At 61.4% G+C, this 16,435-nt stretch carries 12 protein-coding genes; 6 read left to right on the forward strand and 6 right to left on the reverse strand.

The window, feature by feature from the left end; translation table 11 throughout:
• Positions 1–101 precede the first annotated feature (101 nt).
• Positions 102–1,283 (forward strand): XylR family transcriptional regulator, encoded by a 1,182-nt coding sequence (locus tag AOA59_RS29825; protein WP_099489959.1) that lies wholly within the window; start codon positions 102–104, stop codon positions 1,281–1,283.
• A gap of 164 nt (positions 1,284–1,447) precedes the next feature.
• Here AOA59_RS29825 and AOA59_RS29830 read toward each other — a convergent pair whose 3' ends face one another.
• The 4 genes from AOA59_RS29830 to AOA59_RS29845 all read right to left on the reverse strand — a co-directional run bounded on the left by AOA59_RS29830 (position 1,448) and on the right by AOA59_RS29845 (position 7,507).
• On the reverse strand, positions 1,448–2,713 hold the full coding sequence (locus AOA59_RS29830; protein WP_099489960.1) for a carbohydrate porin: 1,266 nt from the start codon (positions 2,711–2,713) through the stop codon (positions 1,448–1,450).
• A gap of 69 nt (positions 2,714–2,782) precedes the next feature.
• Positions 2,783–5,191, reverse strand: a complete 2,409-nt coding sequence (locus AOA59_RS29835; protein WP_065932156.1) for a glucose/quinate/shikimate family membrane-bound PQQ-dependent dehydrogenase — start codon at positions 5,189–5,191, stop codon at positions 2,783–2,785.
• Positions 5,192–5,630: 439 nt separating this feature from the next.
• On the reverse strand, positions 5,631–6,530 hold the full coding sequence (locus AOA59_RS29840) for a proline iminopeptidase-family hydrolase (RefSeq protein WP_099489961.1): 900 nt from the start codon (positions 6,528–6,530) through the stop codon (positions 5,631–5,633).
• Between the two features lie 101 nt (positions 6,531–6,631).
• Positions 6,632–7,507 carry a bestrophin family protein gene (locus AOA59_RS29845; protein ID WP_017136525.1) on the reverse strand — a complete coding sequence of 292 codons (876 nt, stop codon included), beginning with the start codon at positions 7,505–7,507 and terminating at the stop codon, positions 6,632–6,634.
• 323 nt (positions 7,508–7,830) lie between these two features.
• Between AOA59_RS29845 and AOA59_RS29850 the strand changes: the two genes are divergently transcribed.
• Entirely contained in the window at positions 7,831–8,721 is an 891-nt protein-coding gene (locus AOA59_RS29850) for a hypothetical protein (protein WP_065932154.1), read from the forward strand.
• Positions 8,711–9,751, forward strand: coding sequence for a GGDEF domain-containing protein (locus tag AOA59_RS29855; RefSeq protein WP_178076319.1), 1,041 nt, complete (start codon positions 8,711–8,713; stop codon positions 9,749–9,751). The genes AOA59_RS29850 and AOA59_RS29855 overlap by 11 nt, the downstream gene beginning before the upstream one ends.
• Positions 9,752–9,804: 53 nt before the next feature.
• Here AOA59_RS29855 and AOA59_RS29860 read toward each other — a convergent pair whose 3' ends face one another.
• Both AOA59_RS29860 and AOA59_RS29865 read right to left on the reverse strand, forming a co-directional pair.
• Positions 9,805–10,527 carry a FadR/GntR family transcriptional regulator gene (locus AOA59_RS29860; protein WP_017136521.1) on the reverse strand — a complete coding sequence of 241 codons (723 nt, stop codon included), beginning with the start codon at positions 10,525–10,527 and terminating at the stop codon, positions 9,805–9,807.
• A 48-nt stretch (positions 10,528–10,575) separates the two neighbouring features.
• Positions 10,576–12,312, reverse strand: a complete 1,737-nt coding sequence (locus AOA59_RS29865; protein ID WP_099489963.1) for an IlvD/Edd family dehydratase — start codon at positions 12,310–12,312, stop codon at positions 10,576–10,578.
• A gap of 192 nt (positions 12,313–12,504) precedes the next feature.
• Between AOA59_RS29865 and AOA59_RS29870 the strand changes: the two genes are divergently transcribed.
• Genes AOA59_RS29870 through AOA59_RS29880 form a run of 3 tightly spaced genes read left to right on the forward strand, consistent with a single transcriptional unit; the run spans position 12,505 to position 16,423 of the window.
• Complete coding sequence (locus AOA59_RS29870) at positions 12,505–13,827, forward strand: MFS transporter (RefSeq protein WP_065932150.1); 1,323 nt, start codon at positions 12,505–12,507, stop codon at positions 13,825–13,827.
• Between the two features lie 15 nt (positions 13,828–13,842).
• Positions 13,843–14,832, forward strand: coding sequence for an AraD1 family protein (araD1, locus tag AOA59_RS29875; RefSeq protein WP_099489964.1), 990 nt, complete (start codon positions 13,843–13,845; stop codon positions 14,830–14,832).
• Positions 14,833–14,842: 10 nt separating this feature from the next.
• Positions 14,843–16,423, forward strand: coding sequence for an aldehyde dehydrogenase (NADP(+)) (locus tag AOA59_RS29880; RefSeq protein ID WP_099489965.1), 1,581 nt, complete (start codon positions 14,843–14,845; stop codon positions 16,421–16,423).
• Positions 16,424–16,435 lie beyond the last annotated feature (12 nt).

The raw sequence follows: 16,435 nt of genomic DNA on the forward strand, positions 1-16,435 counted from the left end.
AGCAACGGCATCGGGACTGCCGATTATGAAAATCACCAAGACGTAGTGCGATTTTGACCAGCCGGGGCTAGTCTGTAGGGACCGGCCCCAGGATAAAAACAATGCAAACCCTACCGCCCGTGCACCGCATTGCCCTGTTGTTCAATGGCAGCAAAATCTACGATCGCGGCATCATCACTGGCATCGGCAATTACCTGAGCAGCACGCGTGTGTCCTGGGATTTGTTCCTGGAGGAAGACTTTTTGTGCCGCTTGAGAGGCATCGAACGCTGGCAGGGCGACGGCATCATTGCCGACTTCGATGACCCGCTTATCGGTGAGGCGCTGGCCGATATTCATTTGCCGGTGGTGGCGGTGGGCGGCTCCTATCAGGATGCACGTGCCTACCCCAAGGGCATTCCCTATGTGGCCACCGATAACCATGCGCTGATCAAGTTGGCGTACGAACACTTGATCGAGGCTGGCCTGACCCGCTTTGCCTGTTTCAGCCTGCCCGAAGCCCAGGCCAACCGCTGGGCGCAGGAGCGCGAGAAAGCCTTTCGCCGCCTGATGCAACGCGATGGTTTGCAGGTTGAGATTTACCGTGGGCTGGGCACCAGCGCGCCGCTGTGGGACAGCGCGGTGGAGCAGCAGATTGCCTGGCTGCAAGCCTTGCCCAAGCCCATCGGCATCATCGCCGTCACCGACGCCCGCGCCCGGCAATTGCTGCAAGCCTGCCTCACCGCCGGTATCGCCGTGCCGGAACAGGTCGCGTTGATCGGCATCGACAACGACCCGCTGACCCGCACCCTCACGCGCGTGCCGCTCAGCTCGGTGATCCAGGGCACCGAGACCATGGGCCGCACCGCCGCCGCGCTGCTGCACCAGATGCTGCACGGCAAACCTTGCGCGGGCACGCAAATTTTGGTGCCGCCGGATGCAATCAATGTGCAGGCCTCCAGTTTGCATCAACCCTTGGGCAACCCGTATGTGATGCAGGCACTGCTGTTTATCCGCCAGTACGCCTGCCAGGGCATCAAGACCGCGCAGGTGGCGGCGTACGTGGGTGTATCGCGCTCATCCCTGGAGTCGCACTTTCGCAAGGTGCGCGGGTGCAGCGTGCATGACGAGATTCTGCGCTTCAAACTTGCGGCAGCGGCCAAGGGCCTGGAAAACCACACGCTGGCGATTGCCGACATTGCCCAGGAGTGCGGCTTCAAATCGGCGCAGTACCTGCACACGGTGTTTCGGCGAGAGTTTGGCTGTACGCCGCGCGAGTACCAGCACGGCGCAAGTACACCGTAGAACAACGGAGGGAGCTGGCTAAGCTAGTTCCCACGTTCCACGTGGGAATGCATCCCGTGACGCTCCGCGTCACACATGCGCAGGGGGCGGGACGCGGAGCGTCCCATGAGGCATTCCCACGCAGAGCGTGGGAATGATCCTCAAGCCCTTGAAAGAGCTGGCCTTTAGAAGACGGCTTTGACCTGCAAACCCAGCACCAGCGCGTTATCGATGCGCTCACCGGAGAACGCCCCCGGCTCGATGATGTATTGCACATCCGGGCGCAGCGTCAGCCACGGCGTGGCCTGATAGCCATAACTGAGTTCGATCAATTGCTCGGCGTTGTTCAGGCTGGGGGAGTCCGCACCGGCATTGAACGCCGCCAACTCTTGCACCTCACGGCTGCGTGGGTTCGGCACCGCGCGGCCATAACCCAGGGCGACGGTGTCGCGTGGGCGGCCTTCAAACGGCTTGTACAGCACCACGCCCGCGCCGTACCACTTGCTGAACGGCGAGGCGGCTTCACTGGCCGCCGAGTATTGGCCGAAAGCGTGCAGCACACGGCCTGCGGATGTGCCGGAAGCCCAGATGGCCTGGTCGATCAGCAGGTAGTGACCGCCGCGACCGTTGACGTCTTTGTTGCTGCCGATGCGCTTCACATTGGAGCTGTCGTAGTAATAACCCAACTTGTACTCACCCGGCAGCGTGCCCGCGTGTTTGTACACCAGTTCGATCGGCACCACGGTGCCGGTGGTGCGTTTGGGGTCCAGGCGCCAGGCACGGCTGGAGTTGCCGTTGCTGTCGGGGTCGACATTGAAGGTCGCCACGCGCAGCTGCCAGTTTGGCGAAAAGTCGTATTTCACCCGCGCACCCAGGCGTGCATTCGGGTAGTTGGTCCAACCGCTGCCGCCGGACATGTTCAGCGGGTGCCCGCAAAAACCGGCATTCATGAAATTGCACAGGATGCCGCTGTCGAGGCCGCCGAGGTCGTTGCCCATCGCCATGTAACCGAGCTTGATGTTCAGCGCGGGCGTGAACAGCGTGCGCTCGTAGCTCAGCTCGGTGAGACGGGTGTAGAGGCCGCCGTAGTTTTCCTGGATCGGCAGGCGGTTGCCCACCAGGTCTTCAGAGGCGCTGTTGCCGCGCCGGTCGTTGATGGTCAGTTGAATGCGCTCGCCATTGGTCAAGCCGTAGAGCTTGCCGAGGTCGAACTGCACACCGAGCTTGATGTTCTGCGAGTAGCGCGCCGAGCGGTGTTGGCCGCCGTCGGCGTTGTAGGCGGTCTCGCCGCTGTAGTCGCCGGTGAAGCGGATGCCTTGCTCGTCGAGTTCACGGCGCAGGCCGCCCCAGTCGCCGGTGAGGGTGGTGTCGTCGGCTTGCACGGGCAGGGCGGCAGCAAAGGCCAGGCCCAGCACCAGGCGGCCCAAGGGCATAGGAGAAGTGAGGGTCATGCGTGGACTTCCAAACTGCATGTAGAGAAAAGCGCGCGGTGCGGGGAGCACCGCGCGAACAGAGGGGCGTTACGGCAGGGCGTAGGCGATGACGTAGTCGCCACGGTCAGTGGACTGACGCGCACCGCCGGCGGTGATGACGATGTATTGCTTGCCGGTTTTGGGCGACACATAGGTCATCGGGCCGCCCTGGCTGCCTACTGGCAGGCGGGCTTTCCAGACTTCATCGCCGTTGCCGCTGTTGAAGGCGCGCAGGTAGAAGTCCTGGGTGCCGGCGATAAAGATCAGCCCGCCCTGGGTCGACAAGGTGCCGCCCAGCGTCGGCAGGCCGACCTTGATCGGCAGGTGCATGCGGATGCCCAGCGGGCCGGTGTCCTCAACAGTGCCGACCGGCACTTGCCAGGCGATCTGTTGGGTCTTCATGTCGATGGCGGTCAGGGTGCCGAACGGCGGCGCCTGGCACGGAATGCCTGCCACCGACAGGAAGCGGTTTTTGTTCACTGCATACGGCGTGCCCTTGAGCGGCACGGCGCCCATGCCGGTGTTCAGCGCTTCGCCACCGGAGGCGGCCTGGGCCTTGTTCTGTGACGGCACCATCTGGATCCACAGGCCCAGGCGCATGTCATTGACGAAGATGAAACCGTGCACCGGGTCGGTGGAGATACTGCCCCAGTTCATGCCGCCCAAAGAGCCCGGGAAGCTCAGCGACTTGTCGGTGCCTGGCGCGGTGTACAGGCCTTCGTAGCGCATGCCCTTGAAGTCGATACGGCACAGCAATTGGTCAAATGGTGTGGCGCCCCACATGTCCGATTCGGTCAGCGTCTGCGCACCGATCTGCGGCATGCCCACCGATTTCGGCTGGGTCAGCGAGTAAGGCTCGTTGGGGATGTTGGCGGCCTTGACCGGTACTTCCTTTACGTCGGTCAGCGGCTTGCCGGTGGCGCGGTCGAGCACATAGATCTGCCCGGCCTTGGTGCCGATCACCACCGCCGGTACGGCCTTGTCGCTGCCCGGCGGGGTGAAGTCGATCAGGCTCGGCTGCATCGGCAGATCGAAGTCCCACAGGTCATTGTGGACGGTCTGGTACACCCACTTTTCTGCGCCGGTGGAGGCGTCCAGCGCCAGCACCGAAGCGCCGTATTTGTGGTTCAGTTGGGTCCGTTCAACGCCGTAGATGTCGGTGGACGAGCTGCCCATCGGCAGGAAGACCGTGTTCATCAGCGGGTCATAAGACATCGGTGCCCAGCTGTTCGGCGTGCTGCGCACATAAGTGCTGCCGGCTGCCGGGGCTTGCTTGTCTTCCGGGTTGCCCGGGTCGAAGGCCCAGCGCATCTGGCCGCTGATCACGTCGAAGCCGCGGATCACACCGCCGGGCATATCGGTTTGCACGTTATCCGCCACGCGGCCGCCAACCACCACGGTGGTGCCGGCGATCAAGGGTGCCGAGGACAGTTGGTAGTAGCTGTCGGGTACATTGCCCAGGCCGGCTTTGAGGTCCACCTGGCCGTGGGTACCGAAGTCTTCGCAGAACTTGCCGGTGTCGGCATCCACCGCGATCAGGCGCGCATCAATGGTGTTGGTCAGCAAGCGGCGCTGGCATTGCGCGCCGGCTGGTACGCTGGCAGCAATGATCGGCGAGCTGTTCGGCTGGGTGGGCTGGGCAATCGGCGCAGTCGCATCGAAATACGCCATGCCACGGCAACGCTGCCAGACCGCCGATTTGGCGTTGACTTCGTTCTTCCACAGCTCTTTGCCGGTGTCGGCATCCAGGGCAATCAGATTGTTGTGCGGCGTGCAGATAAACACCTTGTTGCCGATCTGCAGGGGCGTCAGTTGGTCTTCGGCGCCGTTGCCGTCGCTGATGGCCACGTCGCCGGTGTGGTAGGTCCACGCCACTTTGAGCTTATTGACGGTGTCGCGGTTGATCTGATCCAGCGCCGCAAAACGGCTGCCACCTTCGGTGTTGCCGTAATGCGCCCAATCTTTCTGCGCATCGGCGGCGGCCACTGGCGTGATGCCTGGGCCTTTGCCGGTAGGCGCGACGCTTGGGTGCGCCACGAACATATTGCCCGCCGCCACCGCCACGCCGACTGCCAGCACGGCGGCAACGCCATAGGCGCCGCGCGCCGGTCGGCCGACCAGCAGCGGATACACCAGCGCCACCACCAGGCCGATCACAGCAAACATGAACAGCCGCGAGAACAACGGCCAGTACACCAGGCCCACATCCGCAATCGCCCATACGGCCGTGCCGACCAGGAACGCGGCGAACAGCCAGGCACCCGCAGGCTTGCGCCGTGCGATCAACAAGCCGGAAACGGCCATGGCCACGCCACCGACCAGGAAGTACCAGGAACCGCCCAGGCTGACCAGCTTGGCGCCGCCCACAGCCAGCGCTACGCCGAGCAGGGCGATAACCACGCCCAGGCCCAGCAGGAGAAATCTAGAGGCGCCAGCGGCGCGCGATGCTCTTTTCATGTCGACAGGACTCGAAGGTGAGAGGGCAAAGACGCGATTTTAGCAATATAAGTAACCAGTTAGTACATTATGCGGCGTAATAGTCTTTTACAAATGCGGGCACAACAGCAAAACCCGGTTCGCAGGGGCATCGATGCGAACACAGATGTCCCCAGCGTCAAAAAACGAGTGGTTGAAGCAAAAGCCAGATCAAGTGCAAAGCCAAAGCCTGTCTACCTGATGCAATGCGGTCCAACAGTTGACCGCATACAGTTTTGAATTTGAGGTCGACTGCAGATTTGCATGCACTGAAGAGCTGCTTTTCTGTGGGAGCTGGCTTGCCTGCGATGTAGACACCTCGGTACATCAGGCACACCGAGTTGATGCTATCGCAGGCAAGCCAGCTCCCACATAAACCCCATTCCACATTGGCTTTAGCGTAGAGCGCCAGCCACAAAGCTCAAATTGGCGAGTGTCCCACGTGCGCCAAAAACGCCTCCACACACGCCATGCACGCCTCACGCTCCTCAACATGGGGCATATGGCTCGACTGCTCAAAAATCTGCCAGCGCACGTCGCGGATGCCATCGGCAAACGGCTGCACCGTGGCGGGTGTGGCTTCATCAAAACGGCCGGAGATCAACAACGTCGGCACCTGGATGCGTGGCAGGCGCTCGATGATGCTCCAGTGGCGCAGGCTGCCGATCACATGGAATTCGGTGGGCCCATTCATGGTGTGATACACGGTCGGGTCGTCTTCGATGGCGGCATTGGTGCGCAGCACTTCGGCGGGTTCCGGCTGGAGGCGGCAGACGTGGCGGGCGTAATACACCTGCGAGGCCGCGTGATACTCGGCGCTGTCGGTGGTGCCGGCCGCCTCATGGCGCAGCAGGGTAGCCTGCACCTCGGCCGGCAGTGCCTGACGCAGCTCATTCGCGGCGGCGCGCCACAGGTCCATGGAGGCCGGCGAATTGGCGATGATCAATGCCTTTAAACCGGCGGGCTGGCGCACCGCGTGTTCAGCACCGAGCATGCCGCCCCAGGACTGGCCCAGCAGCGCGTACTCGCTGATGTGCAAATGCTCGATCAGGTTGTTCAACTCGGCCAGGAACAGCTCCACGTTCCAGAAGTCAGCGGGTGCGTCGCGCAGATGGGTGGAGCGGCCATTACCGAGTTGGTCATAGTGCACCACCGCGCGCCCCGTATCGGCCAGGTCCTTGAAGCTGTCGACGTAGTCATGGGTGCAGCCGGGGCCGCCGTGGGCGATGATCAAGGGCAGGCGCCCGGACTTCAAGTCGCCGGTGACCCGGAACCATGTCCGGTAGCCACGGAAATCGGCATAACCTTCGTGAACCTGCATGCGGTGTACCTCCTTGGATAGATGCGCTACAGGCTAGTCAAAACCGCGCGTCAGGGGCACTGGTAAAAATGATAGGTTCTTGAATTAAAAGCACCTTGAGCTTAAGCCAGCGCATCACGCTGCATCGACTGCAGGTTCTTCTCGATGGTTTCGCAGATGGTTTCCATCTGGATCTGGTGTTCGCTGGAATGAAACGGGCTTTGCAGGTCGGTGCCGATGCGTTCGATGGCAAGCAGCATAAAGCCCACCACGGTCGAGGCCAACGGCGTGAACCAGCCCAGGGATTCCACCAGGCCCACCGGCACGATCAGGCAGAACAGCGAGATAAACAGCCGCGGGAAATACACGTAAGGGTAGGGCAGCGGCGTATTGGCGATACGCTCCATGCCGCCTTGGGCGTTGGACAGGTCCACCAGTGTCGACTCCAGCCGCGCCAGGCGAATACTGTCCAGGTGCCCGGCCTTGTATTCGCGGGCCAACAACGTCGCTGAACCGGTGAGGATATCATTGGCAAAGTTGTTGGTGGCGCCATTGCGCGCAAACTCTTCGGCGGGGATAAACGCACGCACTTCATCCGGGCACGGCCGGCCCTTGAGGTGCGCCGCCAGGCAGTTCACATAGGCCACATGGCGGCGCAACAGGGTGGCCTTGACCGGGTTTACCTCGCCCTCGGGGTCATCCAGCAGTGTCAGCACCTGGCGGGCGAAACTGCGCGAGTTATTCACCATCGCGCCCCACAACGTGCGTGCTTCCCACCAGCGGTTATAGGCGCTGCTGTTACGAAAGCTGATCAACACCACCAGCGCCGAACCCAGCAGGGTCAGCGGCATCAGCGGCAAGTTGATCTTGGTGGTCAGGAACAACATGAAATCGACCGTGACGGCCACATCCCACAACAACAGCCAGAACAAGGCCCAACCCACATAGCCCATGGTTTTGATAATCAGGCGGTACTTTTTGATGATGGCGGCTTTCAAACGAGGACCTCACAGCGAGCGATGGGCAATAAACACCCTAGCTCGGACGCCCGCAGGCGGTGAAGGTTCGCGGTCATATTTCTGACGCCATTTATTGGCGCTGCTTCACCTGCAATCTTTGCACTGCTATTTCAAGCAAGTGCAACGCTTGCGCGTTAGCAAATAGCCCAGGAAGTTCAGTTGGAACAACTTTGGTAATGATGCTGTGCCGCACGGCAATCACTGTACATTGGCCTCAAAGGCAAAGCGCCATCAAGGACCGTTTTACGACGTGATTTGTTTTGGGACCTGACTACGTGAACTTCGTAGTCTAGATCAGTGGGATGAAGTTGGTTGATCAGGGCTCTTTCATGCACGTCAGTTCGTTAAAGTTGGATATTGGTAATACTGCACAAGCGCTTGAACGTCATGAGGACTTTGAATCTTGTATTCGGGCGCATTATCAGGTGCTTCTAGGCCCTTACTCGAAACGCCCGTTTTTCTACAAAAGTGCAATGAAATACAGCCGTTTGATGGTCTCTTTTGCACTTTTCAGCGAGTACTTTTCCAAACCGACAGCCTTGCTTTGCGAGGTGAAAGCCTTCTGTGTGGCGCGCGGGTATTGCTCAAGAAACAGCCTGGAATCGATCTTCCTGCTGTTTCGGGCGCTGGGCTTCATGGAGGTCGACGCGCACCCGGAGGACAGCCGTTTCAGGGTGTATGCGCCCTCGGACGAAGCCTGTCGGGAAGTGCGGCTGATGCTGACGTCAATTACCGACTCGCTGGCGCTGATGTGCCCTGAAAAAGACCTGTTTCGCACAATGCGCGAGATGGATGACCGCCGTTTTCTGGCCCTTTACTTCAAAGGCTTCGCGCAGATCCTGGCCGACGAAATGACCGTTGATGTGTTGCTGCCCGACTGTTATTGGCTGGTGAAGAAAGATGCAGGGCATTTGTTGATGCTGGCGATTTATAACGATGCCTTTTCACCGGAAAACGAGCGCATGACCTTCAAGTCGTCATCTTATCTTGCGCTCGCCCAGCAGCTATCGGTATCGAAAACCCATATTATTCGAATGGTCCGCGAGGGCGTCGAGAAGGGCTATTTCAAAGTGCATGCAAAAAAACAGCTGGAAGTGCTGCCGGCTTTTGTTCGCCTGGTAAGACGGTTTATGGCGTTTTCATTTGCGGTGGGCCTGCACGCGGTTGAAAGAGGGGAAAGGGATGCCTGCTAACTTGAAGTTAAGGCCACGGATGCGTCGGTTACTGTCGCCAGCGGTCACTCAGGCCGAGTTAATCGGGATTATTGCCTGGCTCGGGGTGTTGTTGATTCATCCGGATATGCAGCTGGATGTATATTTGGTGGCGATCAGCCTGTGCCTGTTGGCGGTGTGTCGACTGCACCACATGACTCCCCACTTTTACCTGTGGCGTGCGCTCGGGGTTGTATACGTGGTGCTGCTGTCCGTGGGGTTTGCCTATGTCATCAGCGCGCATGGGGAGTTGCGCCTGTTTGGCTTGCCGCTGGCGGTTATCCTGGTGATCAGCAGCGCCATCCTGTTTATCAGTGTGCAGGATTACCTGGCCTGCGCCACGTTAGTCTGGTTGATTTTATGGCCGTGCATCCAGGCGGACATTTACGGCGATGTCCAGGTCTATCTGTATATTTTTTGCGTCGCGTCGGTGGCCATCGGCTTTATTCTAAGTTTTTCCTATTTGAAGAACTTGCGCTCGGTGTTGCTGGTAGAAAGCGAGTTTCGCGAGCTGGCAGAGACGGACTACCTGACCTCCATTCTCAACCGGCGCGCCTTCATGCAGGGCTTTGACGCGCTGATCGCCAGTGGCCAGAGCGGCTATTTCATGATGTTGGATATCGACAGTTTCAAACTCAAGAATGACCGGTATGGCCACGCTGTGGGCGACAGCATTCTTTGCGCCATGGCCACCTGCCTGAAAACCGCCAAGGGCAGCCACAGTTTCGGCAGGATCGGCGGCGAAGAGTTCGGTGTGCTGTTGTTGGGCGACGACCCGGCTGTCGCCAGTCAGTTCGCACGGGATTTGTTGCAGGCGATCCGACGCAGTGTAGCGGCGCCGCACAACTACACGTGCAGCGCGGGAATGGCGCGGTTTTCGGCGGGGGACGAGATGTCGGCGGTGCTAAAGGACGCTGATCGCAACCTGTATGGCGCCAAGCAAAATGGCAAGGATCGGGCCTATCTGGAGGGCAGGCCGATTAACCCGCACGGGTGTGCAGTCGCCCAATGAGTGCTCAGCGTGGCCGGTTCCTCGAACTGACCCTCTGAGCGTAGACGATCAATTTACAGCGGCGTGAGCACGTTCATCACCGTGTCCAGCGCCACCCGCGTGTCATCCAGTTGCACCAGCGAGGCGTGCCGGGCGCCGAGGGCGTCACGGTTCTGGATGGCGGTGAGGATCGCTTTGTGGCGGGGCAGGCTCAGGCCCTGGATGTCGGGGCGGCGGTTGGTGATGTTGATCGATTCGCGCAGCGGCAACGACAGCATGTTGCACATGTAGGCGAGCAAATCGTTGCGGGTCGCGTCGGCGATGGCGCGGTGGAAGTCCAGGTCGGCCTGCAGCAGGTCATCGTGGGTCTTGGCGGTTTCCATGCCCCGGTAGGCGGTTTCGATGGTGGCGATGTCTTCGGCGGTGGCCGTGGTCGCGGCCATGGCGGCGATTTCCGGTTCGAGGATGCGCCGCACGCCGGCCAGGGTGTTGAAGAATTCGCTGTGGGGCGTGGACTGCATCAGCCAGGACAGCACGTCCGGGTCAAGCAAATGCCATTTCACCCGTGGACGCACCACCGCGCCCACCCGTGGTTTGGAGTACACCAGGCCCTTGGCGCTGAGCACGCGGGTCGCTTCACGCAACACCGAGCGGCTGACCTGGTATTCCTCGCACAGCGTGGCTTCCATGGGCAGGCGTTCTTCGGGCTTGAAGCGACCGGAAACGATGTGCATGCCCAAGTCCTGAACGATCTGGGCATGCTGGCTCTTGCGCGGCTTGGGCGGCTGGTGATCCATAACGACGGGGAGGCTCTGGCTTAGGTTCGCGGCATCATAGCATCCCAATTAGTGGGAATGCCGGGGGACTTCAGCGCCACGGCAGCCCACCAGGAAGTCGAAGTCGCAGCCTTGATCGGCCTGCAGCACGTGATCGATATACAGCTGGCGGTAGCCGCCGACGATCAGGTTTTGCGCTGGCGCAAGGTCAGCCATGCGCGCCGCCAGTTCGGCGTCGGGGATATCCAGGTGCAACCGGCCGTTGGCGCAGTCGAGCTCGATCCAGTCACCTTCCTGCACCGTGGCCAGCGGCCCACCGGCGGCAGCTTCCGGTGCCACGTGCAGCACCACCGTGCCGTAGGCGGTGCCGCTCATGCGTGCATCGGAAATGCGCACCATGTCAGTCACGCCCTGGGCCAGCAGCTTGGCGGGCAGGCCCATGTTGCCGACTTCGGCCATGCCGGGGTAACCCTTGGGGCCACAGTTTTTCATGACCAGAATCGAGTTGGCATCCACGTCCAGCGCCGGGTCATTGATGCGTGCCTTGTACATGTCGAAGTTCTCGAACACCACCGCGCGGCCACGGTGCTGCATCAATTCGGGGCTGGCGGCGGAGGGCTTGAGCACGGCGCCCAGCGGCGCCAGGTTGCCGCGCAATACGCAAATACCGCCATCGGCGCGGATCGGGTTGTCGAGGGTGCGGATCACCTCGTCCTGGCCGTAGATCGGCGAGTCCTGGGTGTTCTCGCCCAACGACTTGCCATTGACCGTCAAGGCATTCGGATGCGGGATCAGGTTGGCTTCGCCCAGGCGACGCAGCACGGCCGGCAGGCCGCCGGCGTAGTAGAACTCTTCCATCAGGAAACGACCTGACGGCTGCAGGTCGACGATGGTCGGCATGCCACGGCCCATGCGGGTCCAATCGTCGAGGTCGAGCTCGACGCCAATGCGCCCGGCGATAGCTTTGAGGTGGATCACCGCGTTGGTCGAACCGCCGATGGCCGCATTCACCCGGATCGCGTTTTCAAACGCCTCCTTGGTAAGGATTTTCGACAGTTTCAAATCCTCACGCACCATCTCGACCGCGCGCATGCCAGACATATGCGCCAGCACATAGCGCCGTGCATCCACCGCCGGAATCGCCGCATTGTGGGGCAGGGAAGTGCCGAGTGCTTCGGCCATGCAGGCCATGGTCGACGCGGTGCCCATGGTGTTGCAGGTACCCGCCGAGCGCGACATGCCGCCTTCAGCCGCAAGGAAATCGTCAAGGGTGATGGTGCCGGCCTTGACCTGCTCGCTCAGTTGCCACACCACGGTGCCCGAGCCGATGTCCTGGCCCTTGTGCTTGCCGTTGAGCATCGGCCCGCCGGTGACCACGATGGCCGGCACGTCACAACTGGCCGCGCCCATCAGCAGCGCCGGGGTGGTTTTATCGCAGCCGGTCAGCAGCACCACACCGTCGATGGGGTTGCCGCGAATGGCTTCCTCTACATCCATGCTCGCCAGGTTGCGGGTGAGCATGGCGGTGGGGCGCAGGTTGGATTCGCCATTGGAGAACACCGGGAATTCCACCGGGAAACCACCGGCCTCGATCACACCGCGTTTGACGTGCTCGGCGATCTGGCGGAAATGCGCGTTGCACGGGGTCAGTTCCGACCAGGTGTTGCAAATGCCAATGATCGGTTTGCCATGGAACTGATGGTCGGCAATGCCCTGGTTCTTCATCCAGCTGCGGTACATGAAACCGTTCTTGTCGGCGGTGCCAAACCACTGGGCGGAGCGTAGGGCGGGCTTTTTATCAGGCATGATCGACTCTCTTATTGTATGACTATATGTTCTATATGTGCTTAAACATAAGCGCAAAAACGCAGCTTTGGAAGTGTTGTTTTGCAAATAGTCATACTATATAGTCCAGCTTAATTGAGGTTTGACCCTGGCGGATTTTCGCGAGAGGCAGCCCCCGAGCTTCTATAAAAACAACAATCGGAGATCGACCCCATGAGCCAGGAATTGCGGCTTGTTCGGCGTATCACGCTGAAACTGATTCCCTTCCTGATCCTGCTGTACCTGATCGCCTACGTGGACCGCTCGGCGGTGGGGTTTGCCAAGCTGCACATGGGCGCCGACGTCGGCATCGGCGATGCCGCCTATGGCCTGGGGGCCGGGTTGTTCTTTATTGGCTACTTCCTGTTTGAAATCCCCAGCAACCTGATGCTCGACCGCTTCGGCGCGCGGCGCTGGTTTGCACGGATCATGCTCACCTGGGGCGCCATCACCATCGGCATGGCCTTTGTGCAGGGGCCGCACAGTTTTTATGTGATGCGCTTTTTGCTCGGCGCGGCCGAAGCCGGGTTCTTTCCGGGCGTGCTGTACTACATCACCCAGTGGTTCCCGGTGCGCCATCGCGGCAAGATCCTGGGGCTGTTTATCCTCTCCCAGCCGATTGCCATGATGATCACCGGGCCCGTGTCCGGCGGCCTGCTGGGCATGGACGGCATCCTCGGGCTGCACGGCTGGCAATGGCTGTTTATCGTGATCGGCACACCGGCGTTGTTGCTGACCTGGCCGGTGCTGCGCTTTTTGCCGGACGGCCCCAGGCAGGTCAACTGGATGAGCGAAGACGAGAAAACCTGGCTGACCGCTGAGCTGGCCAAAGACCTGCAAGCCTACGGTCAGACCCGCCACGGCAACCCGCTGCATGCCCTCAAGGACAAGCGCGTGTTGCTGCTGGCGCTGTTCTACCTGCCGGTGACCTTGAGCATCTATGGCCTGGGCCTGTGGTTGCCGACCCTGATCAAACAGTTCGGCGGCACTGACCTGGTGACCGGTTTTATCTCGGCCGTGCCCTACATTTTCGGCATCATCGGGCTGCTGATCATCCCGCGCAGTTCCGACCGCTTGAACGATCGGTATGGCCACCTTGCCGTGCTCTATGTGCTCGGCGCCATCGGCTTGTTTTGCAGTGCCTGGCTGAGCGTGCCGGTGCTGCAAATGGCGGCGCTGTGCCTGGCGGCGTTTGCCTTGTTTTCCTGCACGGCGGTGTTCTGGACCTTGCCGGGGCGGTTTTTTGCCGGTGCCAGTGCGGCGGCGGGCATTGCCTTGATTAACTCGGTGGGCAACCTGGGCGGCTATATCGGCCCGTTCGTGATCGGCGCGCTCAAGGAATACACCGGCAACCTGGCTTCGGGCCTGTATTTTTTGGCCGGCGTCATGGTGTTCGGGCTGTTCTTGACCGCTGTGGTGTACCGCGTGCTGGAACGCAAGCATGTGCTGCCCGCCGACCAGTTTGCCGCCAGCGCCCGAGGCGCCACACGTACTTAATCCTGGAGAAGTTTGATGCGTTTAGTTCAGTTCGAATTGCGTAACGGTGAGCGTCGTGTCGGCGTGGTGCAAGGCAACACACTGCGCGAAGTGCACACCGCACGCAGCGTGCGCGAATTGGCGCTGGCCGCCATCGATGCCGGTGTGGGCCTGGCGCAACAGGTCGACAGCCTGGGGCTGGGCGACAGTCATGACTACGCTGCGCTGTTGGCGGACCTCAAAGTCCTGCCGCCGCTGGACCATCCGGACCCGGCGCACATGCTGATCAGCGGCACTGGCCTGACGCACTTGGGCAGTGCCTCGGCCCGCGATAAAATGCATCAGGCCGGTGACGACAGCGCCTTGACCGACACCATGCGTATTTTCAAATGGGGCGTGGAGGGCGGCAAGCCAGCGGCCGGCCAAGCCGGCGTGCAACCGGAATGGTTCTATAAGGGCGATGGCCGTATTGTCGTACGCCCAGGCCAGGCGTTCCCGGTGCCGGCCTTTGCCGAAGACGCCGGTGAAGAGCCGGAAATCGGCGGGCTGTACGTGATCGGCCGAGACAGCAAACCCTATCGCCTGGGTTATGCGGTGGGCAACGAGTTCTCCGACCACGTCATGGAACGCAAGAATTACCTGTACCTGGCCCATTCCAAGTTGCGCAGTTGCAGCTATGGCCCGGAGTTGCGCGTGGGTGAGTTGCCCCAGCACCTGGCCGGCACCAGCCGCATTCTTCGAGACGGCCAGGAGCTATGGGCAAGCGAATTTCTCAGTGGCGAGGCGAACATGTGCCACAGCCTGGAAAACCTCGAGTATCACCATTTCAAATACAGCCAGTTCCTGACCCCGGGCGACGTGCACATTCATTTCTTCGGCACCGCCACCTTGTCATTCGCCGACGGTATACGTACCCAGCCGGGGGATGTGTTCGAGATCAGCCAGGCCGAGTTCGGTGCACCGTTGGTCAATCGGGTCGGCAGCGCCGAGGCGGCGTTCGAACCTGGCACTGTCATCAGCCTTTAAGGAGATCAGCATGAATCCGTTACTCGGCCATAATTACATCGGCGGCCAGCGCAGCGCCCAGGGCAGCATCACCTTGAAAAGCGTCGATGCCGGCACCGGCGAGGCATTGCCTCAGGATTTCTATCAGGCCACGCCCGCCGAGGTGGATGCCGCCGCCAAGGCCGCCGCTGCCGCTTATCCCGCGTATCGGGCATTGAGTGCCTCGCGTCGCGCGCAGTTCCTGGAAGCGGTGGCCGATGAGCTGGACGCGCTGGGGGATGATTTTATCGAGTTGGTTTGCCGCGAAACCGCATTGCCTGCAGCGCGCATCAAAGGCGAGCGCGGGCGCACCAGCGGCCAGATGCGCCTGTTCGCCACGGTGCTGCGTCGCGGTGACTTTTACGGTGCGCGCATCGACAGAGCCTTGCCCGACCGCCAACCCCTGCCGCGCCCGGACCTGCGCCAATACCGCATCGGTCTCGGCCCGGTGGCGGTGTTTGGCGCGAGCAACTTCCCGTTGGCATTTTCCACCGCCGGCGGTGACACCGCCGCCGCGCTGGCGGCCGGCTGCCCGGTGGTGTTCAAGGCCCACAGCGGGCATATGGCGACGGCCGAGCGGGTGGCCGATGCAATCATTCGGGCGGCCGAGGCCACCGAGATGCCGTCGGGCGTGTTCAACATGATCTTCGGTGGCGGCGTCGGTGAGGCGCTGGTCAAGCACCCGGCGATCCAGGCCGTGGGTTTTACCGGCTCGCTCAAGGGTGGCCGTGCCCTGTGTGATATGGCGGCGGCACGCCTGCAGCCGATCCCGGTGTTTGCCGAGATGTCGAGCATCAACCCGGTGATCGTGCTGCCCCAGGCCTTGCAGGCCCGGGCCGAGACCATCGCCCGCGACCTCACCGCCTCGGTGGTGCAGGGCTGTGGCCAGTTCTGCACCAACCCTGGCTTGGTGATCGGTATTGCCTCGCCACAGTTCAGCGCGTTTACCCAACAGGTGGCGCAACTGATCGGTGAACAGCCGGCGCAAACCATGCTCAATACCGGCACCCTCGGCAGTTATGGCAAAGGCTTGGAAAAACTCTCGGCGCACCCCGGCATCCAACACCTGGCGGGCAGCGCTCAAGTGGGCAGTCAGGCGCAGCCGCAGCTGTTCAAGGCCGACGTGCGCTTGCTGATCGACGGTGATGAGGTGTTGCAGGAAGAGGTGTTCGGCCCTGCCACGGTGTTTGTCGAGGTCGCCGATCAGGCCCAGCTCAGCGACGCCTTGCACGGCCTGCACGGTCAGCTCACTGCGACGCTCATTGCTGAACCGGCCGACCTGCAGCAGTTCGCTGAACTGACGCCACTGCTGGAGCAGAAAGTCGGGCGCATCCTGCTCAACGGCTACCCGACCGGCGTGGAAGTCTGTGATTCGATGGTTCACGGTGGCCCGTACCCGGCCACTTCCGATGCCCGTGGCACCTCGGTCGGCACCCTGGCCATCGACCGTTTCCTGCGCCCGGTGTGCTTGCAGAATTACCCTGATAGCCTGCTGCCCGACGCGTTGAAAAACGCCAACCCGTTGCGCATCCAGCGGCTGGTGGATGGCACGCCATCGCGCGACCCGCTGTAACACCAGGAGGTT

The organism is Pseudomonas sp. 2822-15 (assembly GCF_002742515.1).
Taxonomy (GTDB): domain Bacteria; phylum Pseudomonadota; class Gammaproteobacteria; order Pseudomonadales; family Pseudomonadaceae; genus Aquipseudomonas; species Aquipseudomonas salomonii.